The 11,748-nt window shown below is 65.2% G+C and carries 10 protein-coding genes; 7 read left to right on the top strand and 3 right to left on the bottom strand.

Features of this window, described 5'->3' with window-relative positions:
* The 4 genes from LJ656_RS19955 to LJ656_RS19940 form a co-directional block, all read left to right on the top strand.
* A partial coding sequence (locus LJ656_RS19955) for a citrate/2-methylcitrate synthase (RefSeq protein ID WP_329958886.1) occupies positions 1-547 on the top strand: 547 nt, incomplete at its 5' end.
* Positions 548-767: 220 nt separating this feature from the next.
* Positions 768-3,365, top strand: a complete 2,598-nt coding sequence (gene acnD, locus LJ656_RS19950) for a Fe/S-dependent 2-methylisocitrate dehydratase AcnD (RefSeq protein ID WP_230511091.1) — start codon at positions 768-770, stop codon at positions 3,363-3,365.
* Between the two features lie 128 nt (positions 3,366-3,493).
* Positions 3,494-4,681, top strand: a complete 1,188-nt coding sequence (prpF, locus tag LJ656_RS19945; protein WP_230511090.1) for a 2-methylaconitate cis-trans isomerase PrpF — start codon at positions 3,494-3,496, stop codon at positions 4,679-4,681.
* A 141-nt stretch (positions 4,682-4,822) separates the two neighbouring features.
* On the top strand, positions 4,823-6,064 hold the full coding sequence (locus LJ656_RS19940; protein ID WP_230511089.1) for an MFS transporter: 1,242 nt from the start codon (positions 4,823-4,825) through the stop codon (positions 6,062-6,064).
* A 54-nt stretch (positions 6,065-6,118) separates the two neighbouring features.
* Here the strand turns inward: LJ656_RS19940 and copM are convergent, their stop codons facing one another.
* Both copM and LJ656_RS19930 read right to left on the bottom strand, forming a co-directional pair.
* Positions 6,119-6,517, bottom strand: coding sequence for a CopM family metallochaperone (copM, locus tag LJ656_RS19935; protein ID WP_230511088.1), 399 nt, complete (start codon positions 6,515-6,517; stop codon positions 6,119-6,121).
* A gap of 63 nt (positions 6,518-6,580) precedes the next feature.
* Positions 6,581-6,778: a heavy-metal-associated domain-containing protein gene (locus LJ656_RS19930; protein ID WP_230511087.1), complete on the bottom strand. Its 198-nt coding sequence runs from the start codon at positions 6,776-6,778 to the stop codon at positions 6,581-6,583.
* A gap of 167 nt (positions 6,779-6,945) precedes the next feature.
* Here LJ656_RS19930 and hmuQ point away from each other — a divergent pair, with 167 nt between their 5' ends.
* A complete protein-coding gene (hmuQ, locus tag LJ656_RS19925; RefSeq protein ID WP_075303613.1) occupies positions 6,946-7,260 on the top strand; it encodes a heme-degrading protein HmuQ in 315 nt (104 codons plus the stop codon).
* Positions 7,261-7,296: 36 nt separating this feature from the next.
* The gene (locus tag LJ656_RS19920; protein ID WP_230511086.1) at positions 7,297-8,304 is read left to right on the top strand and encodes a zinc-dependent alcohol dehydrogenase family protein; all 1,008 of its coding nucleotides are present in this window, start codon (positions 7,297-7,299) and stop codon (positions 8,302-8,304) included.
* Positions 8,305-8,389: 85 nt separating this feature from the next.
* Here the strand turns inward: LJ656_RS19920 and LJ656_RS19915 are convergent, their stop codons facing one another.
* Positions 8,390-9,016 (bottom strand): ABC transporter ATP-binding protein, encoded by a 627-nt coding sequence (locus LJ656_RS19915; protein WP_230511085.1) that lies wholly within the window; start codon positions 9,014-9,016, stop codon positions 8,390-8,392.
* A 767-nt stretch (positions 9,017-9,783) separates the two neighbouring features.
* Between LJ656_RS19915 and LJ656_RS19910 the strand changes: the two genes are divergently transcribed.
* The gene (locus tag LJ656_RS19910) at positions 9,784-11,718 is read left to right on the top strand and encodes an AAA family ATPase (RefSeq protein ID WP_230511084.1); all 1,935 of its coding nucleotides are present in this window, start codon (positions 9,784-9,786) and stop codon (positions 11,716-11,718) included.
* The last annotated feature ends 30 nt before the right edge of the window (positions 11,719-11,748 follow it).

Raw genomic sequence — 11,748 nt, 5'->3', positions numbered from 1 at the left:
CGGCCGCGTGATCGCGGGCACGGGTTCGGACATCTACTCGGCGATCACCGGCGCGATCGGCGCGCTGCGCGGTCCGAAGCACGGCGGCGCGAATGAAGTCGCGTTCGAAATCCAGTCGCGCTACCAGACGCCCGACGAAGCGGAAGCCGACATCCGCCGCCGCGTCGAGAACAAGGAAGTGGTGATCGGCTTCGGCCATCCGGTGTACACGATCTCCGATCCGCGCAACAAGGTGATCAAAGAGGTCGCGAAGAAGCTGTCGAAGGAAGCGGGCAACACCAAACTGTTCTCGATCGCCGAACGGCTCGAATCGGTGATGTGGGAAGCGAAGAAGATGTTCCCGAATCTCGACTGGTTCAGCGCGGTGTCGTATCACATGATGGGCGTCCCCACGGCAATGTTCACGCCGCTGTTCGTGATCGCGCGCACGGCGGGCTGGAGCGCGCACATCATCGAGCAGCGCATCGACAACAAGATCATCCGCCCGAGCGCGAACTACACGGGCCCGGACGATCTGCCGTTCGTGCCGCTGGCCAAGCGCACCTAAGCGCACCTAAGCGCACCTAAGCGCGCCTAAGCATATAGCGAGCGGCGCCACCGCGCGCCGCTCGCAATTGCCGATTCGAGTACTTCCCGCGCCAAAACGCGAACTACACTTACACCTACTGTCCGACCGGCTCGCCGGCCCAGCGCCTGAAAAAGCGCGCCGCGCGAGACCGGCCGCCGCCATCCGGTCCGGCGGCCGCTAACTGTCCTGTCCCTACGCCATGAATACTGCCAATCGCAAACGCCTTCCGGGCACCCAGCTCGATTACTTCGATACGCGTGCCGCGGTCGATGCGATCGAGCCCGGCGCCTACGACAAACTCCCGTACACGTCGCGCGTGCTCGCCGAAAATCTGGTGCGCCGCTGCGATCCGGTCACGCTCACCGCGTCGCTGAAACAGATCATCGAACGCAAGCGCGAGCTGGATTTCCCGTGGTTTCCGGCGCGCGTCGTGTGTCACGACATCCTCGGCCAGACCGCGCTCGTCGATCTCGCGGGTCTGCGCGACGCGATCGCCGCGCAAGGCGGCGACCCGGCGCTCGTCAATCCGGTCGTGCCGACGCAGCTGGTGGTCGATCACTCGCTGGCGGTCGAATGCGGCGGCTTCGATCCGGATGCGTTCGCGAAGAATCGCGCGATCGAGGATCGTCGCAACGAGGACCGCTTCCATTTCATCAACTGGACCAAGCGCGCGTTCCGTAACGTCGATGTGATTCCGCCGGGCAACGGCATCCTGCATCAGATCAACCTCGAACGGATGAGCCCGGTCGTGCAGGTGAAAGACGGCGTCGCGTTTCCCGATACGCTGGTCGGCACCGACTCGCATACGCCGATGGTCGACGCGCTCGGCGTGATCGCGATCGGTGTCGGCGGCCTCGAAGCGGAAAGCGTGATGCTCGGCCGCGCGTCGTATATGCGGCTGCCGGATATCGTCGGCGTCGAGCTGACCGGCAAGCGCGGCGAGGGCATTACCGCGACCGACGTGGTGTTGTCGCTGACCGAATTCCTGCGCAAGGAGAAGGTGGTCGGCGCGTACCTCGAGTTCTACGGCGAGGGCGCGGCGAACCTGACGCTCGGCGACCGCGCGACGATCGCGAACATGGCGCCCGAGTTCGGCGCGACCGCCGCGATGTTCTATATCGACGAACAGACGATCAGCTATCTGAAGCTGACCGGCCGCGACGACGAACTCGTCAAACTGGTCGAGACATATGCGAAGGAAACCGGCTTGTGGGCCGACTCGCTGAAGCACGCCGAATACGAGCGCGTGCTGAAGTTCGATCTGTCCACGGTCGTGCGCACGCTGGCCGGTCCGTCGAATCCGCATCGCCGTTTGCCTGTCGCCGATCTGGCGGCGCGCGGGATCAGCGGCAAGGTCGAGAACGAGCCGGGCCTGATGCCCGATGGCGCGGTGATTATCGCCGCGATCACGAGCTGCACCAACACCAATAATCCGCGCAACATGATCGCCGCCGGCCTGCTCGCGCGTAACGCGAACCGGCGCGGCCTGACCCGCAAGCCGTGGGTGAAGAGTTCGCTTGCGCCCGGCTCGAAAGCGGTCACGCTGTATCTGGAAGAAGCGGGGCTGCTGCCCGATCTGGAAAAGCTCGGCTTCGGCGTGGTCGCGTATGCGTGCACGTCGTGCAACGGCATGTCCGGCGCGCTGGACCCGGTGATTCAGAAGGAAGTGATCGAGCGCGATCTGTATGCGACCGCGGTGCTGTCGGGCAATCGCAACTTCGACGGCCGGATTCATCCGTATGCGAAGCAGGCGTTTCTCGCGTCGCCGCCGCTCGTCGTCGCGTATGCGATTGCCGGGACGATCCGTTTCGACATCGAGAAAGACGTGCTCGGCGTCGATGCGAACGGTCAGCCGGTCACGCTGAAAGACTTGTGGCCGACGGATGCGGAGATCGACGCGATCGTCGCGTCGAGCGTGAAGCCCGAGCAATTCCGCAAGGTGTACGAACCGATGTTCGCGGCGGCCGTCGAGCACGGCGAGAAAGCCGACCCGCTGTACGACTGGCGTCCGCAGAGCACCTATATTCGTCGTCCGCCTTACTGGGAAGGCGCGCTGGCCGGCGAGCGCACGCTCAAGGGCATGCGTGCGCTGGCGGTGCTCGGCGACAACATCACGACCGATCACCTGTCGCCGTCGAACGCGATCCTGCCTGATAGCGCGGCCGGCGAATATCTCGCCAAAATGGGCCTGCCGGAAGAGGACTTCAATTCGTACGCGACGCACCGCGGCGACCATCTGACCGCGCAGCGCGCGACCTTCGCGAATCCGACGCTGAAGAACGAGATGGTGGTCGAGAACGGCAACGTGAAGGCCGGCTCGCTCGCGCGCATCGAACCTGAAGGCAAGATCACGCGGATGTGGGAAGCGATCGAAACCTACATGGAGCGCAAGCAGCCGCTGATCGTGATCGCGGGGGCGGACTACGGGCAGGGTTCGTCGCGCGACTGGGCCGCGAAGGGCGTGCGGCTGGCGGGCACCGAGGCGATCGTCGCGGAAGGGTTCGAGCGGATTCACCGCACCAACCTGGTCGGCATGGGCGTGTTGCCGCTCGAGTTCAAGCCGGGCGCGAACCGGCTGACGCTCGGCATCGACGGCACCGAGACCTTCGACGTGATCGGCGAGCGCAAGCCGCGCGCGGATCTGACGCTGGTGATTCATCGTCGCAATGGCGAGCGCGTCGACGTGCCGGTCACGTGCCGGCTCGACACCGCCGAAGAAGTGTCGATCTACGAAGCCGGCGGGGTGTTGCAGCGGTTCGCGCAGGACTTTCTCGAATCGACCAGGGCGGCGGCCTGAAGCCGTAGCGCGGCTGTCGTTGGCGGCGGCTGCGGCCTTAAAAAACCTATCGGGCGCGGCGGCTTTTTTCAAAGCCGTCGCGCCTGACCCAATTAAGACCTCATTAAGACGTCACTCAGGACACCTTCATGGCCCACCTTCCCCAGATCAAGATCGCTGCCACCTATATGCGCGGCGGCACCAGCAAGGGCGTGTTCTTCCGCCTCGACGATCTGCCCGCCGCCGCGCAAACCCCCGGCGCCGCGCGCGATGCGCTGCTGATGCGCGTGATCGGCAGCCCCGATCCGTACGGCAAGCAGATCGACGGGATGGGCGGTGCGACGTCGAGCACCAGCAAGACGGTGATCATCTCGCGCAGCAGCCGGCCCGGTCACGACGTCGACTATCTGTTCGGTCAGGTATCGATCGATAAGGCGTTCGTCGACTGGAGCGGCAATTGCGGGAATCTGTCGGCGGCGGTCGGCCCGTTCGCGATCAGCGCGGGCCTCGTCGACGCGGAGCGCGTGCCGCGCGACGGCATCGCGATCGTGCGGATCTGGCAGGCCAATATCGGCAAGACGATCATCGCGCACGTGCCGATCACCGATGGCGCGGTGCAGGAAACCGGCGACTTCGAACTCGACGGCGTGACCTTCCCGGCCGCCGAAGTGGCGCTCGAATTCATGGATCCGGCCGCCGAGGAAGAGGGCGCGGGCGGCGCGATGTTCCCGACCGGCAATCTGGTCGACGACCTCGAAGTGCCGGGCGTCGGCACATTGAAAGCGACGATGATCAACGCGGGCATTCCGACGATCTTCGTCGAGGCGGAAGCGATCGGCTACACGGGCACCGAGTTGCAGGATGCGATCAATAGCGATCCGAAGGCGCTCGCGAAGTTCGAGACGATCCGCGCGCACGGCGCGTTGCGCATGGGCTTGATCAAGCATCTGGACGAAATCGCGACGCGGCAGCACACGCCGAAGGTCGCGTTCGTCGCGAAGCCGGCCGACTACGTCGCGTCGAGCGGCAAGCAGGTGCGCGCGGCCGACGTCGATCTGCTGGTGCGGGCGATGTCGATGGGCAAGCTGCATCACGCGATGATGGGCACGGCGGCGGTCGCGATCGGCACCGCGGCGGCCATTTCCGGCACGGTGGTGAATCTGGCCGCCGGTGGCGGCGAGCGCGAGTCGGTGCGCTTCGGGCATCCGTCGGGGACCTTGCGGGTCGGCGCGCAGGCGAGCCGGAAAGACGGCGAATGGGTCGTCACGAAGGCGATCATGAGCCGCAGCGCGCGGGTGCTGATGGAAGGGTGGGTGCGGGCGCCGCAGCAGGGGTGACGCGCGCGGCGTCAGGCAGACCCGTCGACTACAATGGCCGCTCAAAACCGGCCGCCATCAATAAGCGCATTAGCGAACCCGCCCATCGTCACTCGCCGCGGCCGCACAAGATCATCCGGGACATCGCACGCAGGAGGCACGATGCAGGACAGGCTGGACGCGGACGCAAGCCATCCCGAAGACGCGGCGCGCACGGCCGCGCGCGCGAAGCGCGCGGTCCTCGTGATCGCGCTCGCGCAATTGCTCGGCACCTCGTTGTGGTTCAGCGCGAACGGCGCGATGCGCGATCTGCAGGTCGCGTGGCAGCTGAGCGCATCCGATATCGGTTGGCTGACGAATGCGGTGCAGGCCGGCTTCATCGTCGGCACGCTGCTGTCGGCGACCACCGGCCTCGCGGATCGCGTGTCGGCCAGCAAGGTGTTCGCGGTGTGCGGCGTACTCGGCGCGACCCTCAATGCGTTGTTCGCGCTGTGCAGCAGCGGGCTCGCGTCGGCGCTCGCGTTCCGCTTCGGCGTCGGCATCGCGCTCGCCGGCATCTATCCGCTCGGAATGAAACTGCTGGTCACCTGGGATCCGAAGCGCGCCGCGCAGACGCTCGCGTTACTGGTCGCGATGCTGACGCTCGGCACCGCATCCGTGCACGCGATTCGCGCGTTGCTGGCGACAGTGCCGTGGCAGACGGTGGTGCTGACTTCGTCGGTGCTCGCGGTGATCGGCGCGCTGCTGGTGTTCTCGCTCGGCGAAGGGCCCCACGCGCGACGCTCGGCCAACCGTCGCTTCGGTTTGTCGGCGGGGATCGGCGAGGTATTGCGGATCAAGGAGTTTCGCGCGGCCGCGCTCGGCTACTTCGGCCACATGTGGGAGCTTTACGCGTTCTGGACGCTGACGCCGCTGCTGGTCCAGCACGCGTTCGCGAGCGGCACGGCCGTCGCGCCGGGCACCGTCGCGTTGTGGTCGTTTCTGATCATCGCGGTCGGCGCGGCGGGCTGTCTATGCGGCGGCTGGCTCAGCCGTTCGGTCGGCAGCGCGCGGACCGCCGCGCTCGCGCTGGCGTTATCGGGCGCATTGTGCGCGATCTATCCGTTGACCAACGCGCTCGGCACGGCGGTGCAACTTGCGCTGCTGCTCGTGTGGGGAATCAGCGTGATCGCCGATTCGCCGCAGTTTTCCGCGCTGTCGGTGAAAGCCTGTCCGGCCGACAAGATCGGCGGCGCGCTGACGCTGCAAAACAGCTTCGGGTTTTTCCTGTCCGCGTGTTCGATTCTGTGGTCGACCAGCGTCTATCACGCGCTCAATGTGCGCGTCGCATGGCTGCTGCTGCCGGGCCCGATCATCGGTCTGATCGCAATGACGCCGCTGTTGCGCAAGCAGCCTCGCTGGTAGGCGCGCAAAAAAAATGCGGCGAAGCCTGCGCCTCGCCGCATTCGACTCGCCGGCTTACTGGCCGCCGTGTTTTTCCTGCCAACGCTTCATGAACGCGATCTCATCATGCTGCGCCTTGATGATGTTGCGCGCGAGCTTTTTGAGCTCCGGATCCTTGCCGTACTTCAACTGCGCCTGGGCCATTTCGATCGCCCCCTGATGATGCGGAATCATATGCGCGACGAAATCGCGGTCGGCGTCGCCCGTGTATTCGGGGCTGCTCATGTCGTGCATCATCCGTTCGTCGGCCGCCTTGAAGGCGCGGGTCGACGCGTCGGCGTCGGCGTGCTCCGAACCCGACATGTCCATGCCGGCCATCCCCTGGTGCTGCGCATGGGCGGGCAGGGCCGCCGCCGCGAGCGCGAAACCGCCGAATACACAGAGAGCGCGCAACGCGCGAAGGTTGTCTTTCATATGGGCTATCCGTTGATGAGGAAAGGTTCTCGGTGACGCCGCTGCTGCAATCGAAACATCGAATCAGCTTTGGCGCGCGGGATGAAAGCCGGCCGCCTCGATCGCTGCGATCAGTCGCGGTTCCGGCAATGCCGACGACACCCTCGCGATTTTAACGGCCACGTCGATGTCGACCAGCGCAGCCGGGTCGAGACGCTTCAACGCATTGGCGACGGCTTTTGCGCAGCCGCCGCAGTTCATATCGGGGATCACGAATTCCATCTGCTGCCTCCGCTAACGAAAGATCCGCACATCGTGGACCTTCCTACAGTGGTAAGGTCAAGCGTCCTGCCGAAAAGCACGTGCCTATAATGAAACCCGCATCAGCAACCAGCATCAGCAACCCGTCGCAGGCAACGCAGCATTCCTAACGTAACGAGGCCGATAGCATGTACATCGCGATGAACCGTTTCAAAGTAGCGCCCGGCTCCGAGGCCGCTTTCGAACATCTGTGGACCAGCCGCGACACCCATCTGAAGGAGGTGCCCGGCTTCGTCGAATTCCATCTGCTGCGCGGACCGCGCAAGGACGATCACGTGCTGTATTCGAGCCATACGATCTGGCGCGACCACGCATCATTCGACGCATGGACGAAGTCCGACGCGTTTCGCGCCGCGCATCGCAGCGCCGGCAACGAAAACCGCGTGCTCTATCTCGGCCATCCGGAGTTCGAGGGCTTCGAGGTCATTCAAACCGTCAAGTAATGCGACGCGTGTGCGCCGCTCTCCGAGGAACCCAATATGAAAGCAGTCCGAATCGGTTCGCCTGCCACTGTCGATAGCCTGCAGGTCGTCGATCTGCCCGATCCCGGTCAGCCCGCGGCCGGGCAAATCCGCGTGCGCGTGCACGCGAGCTCGCTGAACTTCCACGACTACGGCGTCGTCTCCGGCGCTCTGCCCGCCGAGGCCGGCCGGATTCCGATGGCCGACGGCGCGGGCGTCGTCGAAGCGGTCGGCGAGGGCGTGCGCGAATTCAAGGCCGGCGATCACGTGGTGTCGTGCTTCTTCCCGTTCTGGGAAAACGGCCCGCCCGCGATCGCCGATTTTTCGACCACGCCAGGCGACGGCGTCGACGGTTACGCGCGCGAAGTCGTCGTGCTGCCGAGCCATTACTTCACGCATGCGCCGGCCGGCTACAGCCACGCCGAAGCGGCGACGCTGACCACCGCCGGCCTGACCGCGTGGCGCGCGCTGGTCGTCGATGGGCAATTGAAGGCGGGCAGCAGCGTGCTCGTGCTCGGCACCGGCGGCGTGTCGATCTTCGGTTTGCAGATGGCGAAGGCGATGGGGGCGTCGGTGATCGCGACGTCGTCGTCGGACGCGAAGCTCGCCAAACTGCGCGAGCTTGGCGCCGACCATACGATCAACTATCGGGACAACCCCGAGTGGGGCAAGCAGGTCCGGCAACTGACCGGCGGGCGCGGCGTCGATCACGTGATCGAGGTCGGCGGCCCGGGCACGCTGCCGCAATCGATCACCGCGTGCCGGATCGGTGGACATATCGCGCTGATCGGCGTGCTCACCGGCCGCGCGGGACCGGTGCCGACAGCGCATCTGATGGCGCGGCAGCTGCGGCTGCAAGGGTTGATCGTCGGCAGCCGCCAGGAGCAGATCGAGATGGTGCGGGCGCTGCAGACGACCGGCATCAAGCCGGTGATCGACAGCACGTTCGCGCTCGATAAGCTCGACGATGCGTTCCGGCACGAGGCGTCGGGCGCGCATTTCGGCAAGATCTGCGTGTCGATCTGAGCGGGGAGTCGCGCGAACGATGGTCGGCGGCGCCGCGCGGGTCGCGGCGCGATTCAGTTCGCGCGACTGGCGTGAGGACGTTGCTTTAAGCGCGGCGTTGCGCGAGATCGGCGAAAGCGATGCTCGTCGCCCCGCAGGCCTGCGTGAAGCCCTCGTCGTAGCTCGTGAAAAACACCGTGCGGGTGGTGCCGAGCGTGCGGAACAGCTCGGCGAGCGCCGCGCGCGCCGATGCATCGAGACCGCCGGCCGGTTCGTCGGCGATCAGCACGCGGGTGTCGCCCAACAGCGCCGAGCTCAGAAAGACCTTCTTGCGGGTGCCGTACGACATCTGCTCGAAGCGCTTGTCCAGATGCGGCGCGAGGCCGACGCGTTCGGCCAGCGCGAGCACTTCGTCGCCGACGGTCGCGTGCCGCGCCGCCGCGACCTGTTGCAGATACGCCCGACCGGTCTGGTCGGGCCAGTTCATGCTGTCTTCCGGCACATAGGTCAGCACCGCCTGGGCGGCGGCCGGCGCCGTGCGCAACGGCTGGCCGCCGAGCCACACGTCGCCGCTGTCGGCGGCGAGCGCGCCGGCGAGGACGGCGAGCAACGTCGATTTGCCGCTGCCGGATTCATCGTTCAATGCGACGCAGCCCGAGGGCGCGTCGAAATGCAGTCCTTCGAACAGGACGCGGTCGCCGTAGCGTTTGCTGAGGTTGTCGAATCGAAGCATAGGTTGGCGCTGAGAACGGGCGGGGCGGCCTCTCGTGCGGTGTATTCCATGGAATAAATTTCGCGCCAGTGTAGCAGCGCGCTGAGCCGCGTTTGCGCGGTGGACGCCCGCCGGGCGCGGCGATTTCTTTCCCGCAGGGTTAATTTTGAGACAGCCGGTCAAGCCGAGTTCGCTAGCTGAGCTATCGTCATACGATCAAATTGCAGCTCGCTTTCAGTGACGGCGTCACGCGCGACACGAGAGCAGCGAATCAATGCAATGGAGCGAGGTTGTTGAGGGAGCAGGAAGCGCCAGGGAGTCGCCGCTGCCCAGGCAGCGGTAGAAAATCAAGAGCCTGAGAGAGTGTGGTGATGCGAACGGGCCCGCAGAGGCCCGTCGCTCATCCGCCCGATAATTCCAAACCCGCCTGCCGGTCGATAATCCTCTGATTTTAAATCGTGCCCTTTCAGTAAATATGACTGAATTTAATTGGGGTGCGGTTAAATAAGAATATTCAAAATACGCGACTCATTTTGCGCTGCTAAACTGTGCGCCGGAGTATTCGCGGTAACCGCTTTTTCTCGCGCTCGCTGACCCGCCACGGTCGTGCAGCCGGCCGGATAGACGGCAAAAACAGGCCTTTTCCGCGCGTTTGAACGACGCGTCGCCCCGGCATACTAGCCACGGCCGGCATTTCGCGCGCCTCCATCTCCGATTTTCGACACGTAATTTTGACGGGCAGTTTTGCCAGTATGGACTTGAAGCAAGTCCGCTTTTGGAAATGACTCATGAAGCCGGGAAATAATTCGCTTGGGAAAAAACGCGTACGCAGAATCGCCATCGCCGCGTTCGCCGTACTGGTTGCGGCGCTGGTGGGATGGGGCGTATGGCATTGGCAGCAGCGCGCCGGGCGCGAGGCGCCCGCGCTGACCGGCGTCGCGAGTCAGATGCGCGACGATGCGTCGGCCTGGACGCGTGAAGAGAAAGACGCGTCGACGATGCTGCGCGATATCCGCGACGCCAACGTCGCGGCGATCGGCGTGAGTCCCAACGCGATCCTTGTCTCGCGGCGCGACGGCGGCAAGTACTTCGTCACCGATCACAACGCGACCTTCTCGCACGCGTTGCTGCTCGGCGAGTCGCGCACCGGCGACGCCGCCGCGTATCAGCTCGTGTGGCTGCCGGACGTCGATGTCGACGCGGGCGGCGCGCGCTGGACCCTGCTGTTCGAGCAGTTGCGCGACGCGTTGAGTCTGCTGCTGCCGCTGCTGCTGATCGGCGGCATGGCGTGGTTCATGCGGCGCGAGATGAAGGGCGGCGCGAAACTGCTCAGCGAAGCGCCGACCCTGCGGTTCGACGACGTGATCGGCGCGAACGAGGCGAAGGCGGCGCTCGCCGACATTCGCGGGTATCTGACCGATCCGCGGCAGTTTTCGTCGCTGGGCGTCCGCGCGCCGTGCGGGATTCTGATGGTGGGCGGCCCCGGCGTCGGCAAGACCCGGCTCGCGCAGGCGCTGGCCGGCGAATGCGGCGCGAACTTCATTTCGATCACCGGCAGTTACTTCAGCGCGAAGTACTACGGCGTCGGCATCCAGAAGGTCCGGCATCTGTTCGAACTCGCGCGCAAGAACGCGCCGACGGTGATCTTCATCGACGAAGCCGATGGTCTCGCGAAACGCACCGATACCGGCGGCGGACCGGTCGAGGCCGAGAGCAATCGGATCATCAATCAGCTGCTCGCGGAGATGGACGGCTTCGAGTCGAACGAAGGCGTGATCGTCGTGGCCGCGACCAATCACCCGGACAATCTCGACGAAGCGCTGCGTCGTCCGGGCCGTTTCGATCGCACCGTGCAGGTGCGTCTGCCCGACCGCGAGGACCGCGCGAAGATTTTCCGTTTCTACGCGCAGAAACTGAAATCGAAGGCCGCCGATATCGATTACGACCAGCTCGCGCGGCTGACCACCGGTTTGTCGCCGGCCACCGTGGCGATGGTCGTGAATCAGGCGGGGCTGATCGCACGCAAGGCGGGGGAGAGCGAAATCGCCGCGAAGCACTTCATGGAAGCGATCAAGATTGCGCGCATCGGCGACGTGAGCGGCGCCGAGCGCGCGCTGACCGAGGACGAGCGCGAGCGCATCGCGGTGCATGAGGCGGGACACGGCCTCGTCGCCGCGCTACTCGGCACCGGCGTGCTGGAAGAAGTGACGATCTTGCCGCGCGGCGGCGCGCTCGGCGTCGCGCTGATTACCAAGGCGCAGGACAAGCACCTGTACCGCGAAACCGAAATCCGCAACGAAATTCAGGTGCTGCTCGGCGGACGCAATGCGGAGATTCTTGTGTTCTCCGAAGCATCGAGCGGCGCGGCGTCGGACTTGCAGGAGGCGTCGCGGATCGGCCTCGACATGGTGTCGAAGTTCGGCTTCAACAGCGACGGCGATCTGTTCAGCCTCGCCGCGCTGCCGTCACAGTACGCGGGCCTGCAGATGAAGAGCGCGATCGAGCATGCGAACGTGTTGCTCAAGGAGCTCAACGAACTGTGCTTCGGACTGCTGCAGACGTACGAGCCGGTGCTGCGGGCGATCTCCGAGCAACTTCTCGAGCATGAAACCGTGCCGGGCGAAACGGTGTACCGGTTGATTCGCGAGCATAAGGGCGCGCTGAAGATCGTGCATGAGCCGGTCGTTGAGCAGCCGATCGTTCACGAAGCCGCGGCCGCTTGAGCGCTGCGGGTTCCCGCAGGGCGGCTGTCC

It is taken from the genome of Paraburkholderia sejongensis (assembly GCF_020880815.1).
GTDB lineage: Bacteria > Pseudomonadota > Gammaproteobacteria > Burkholderiales > Burkholderiaceae > Paraburkholderia > Paraburkholderia sejongensis.
Note: the sequence above shows the minus strand (reverse complement) of the source record. Positions and strands in the feature narration are given on the sequence as shown.

Coding starts and splice junctions, on each gene's coding strand:
- acnD (WP_230511091.1), top strand. CDS start 768: ATGAATACTGCCAATCGCAAACGCCTTCCGGGCACCCAGCTCGATTAC.
- prpF (WP_230511090.1), top strand. CDS start 3,494: ATGGCCCACCTTCCCCAGATCAAGATCGCTGCCACCTATATGCGCGGC.
- LJ656_RS19940 (WP_230511089.1), top strand. CDS start 4,823: ATGCAGGACAGGCTGGACGCGGACGCAAGCCATCCCGAAGACGCGGCG.
- copM (WP_230511088.1), bottom strand. CDS start 6,517: ATGAAAGACAACCTTCGCGCGTTGCGCGCTCTCTGTGTATTCGGCGGT.
- LJ656_RS19930 (WP_230511087.1), bottom strand. CDS start 6,778: ATGGAATTCGTGATCCCCGATATGAACTGCGGCGGCTGCGCAAAAGCC.
- hmuQ (WP_075303613.1), top strand. CDS start 6,946: ATGTACATCGCGATGAACCGTTTCAAAGTAGCGCCCGGCTCCGAGGCC.
- LJ656_RS19920 (WP_230511086.1), top strand. CDS start 7,297: ATGAAAGCAGTCCGAATCGGTTCGCCTGCCACTGTCGATAGCCTGCAG.
- LJ656_RS19915 (WP_230511085.1), bottom strand. CDS start 9,016: ATGCTTCGATTCGACAACCTCAGCAAACGCTACGGCGACCGCGTCCTG.
- LJ656_RS19910 (WP_230511084.1), top strand. CDS start 9,784: ATGAAGCCGGGAAATAATTCGCTTGGGAAAAAACGCGTACGCAGAATC.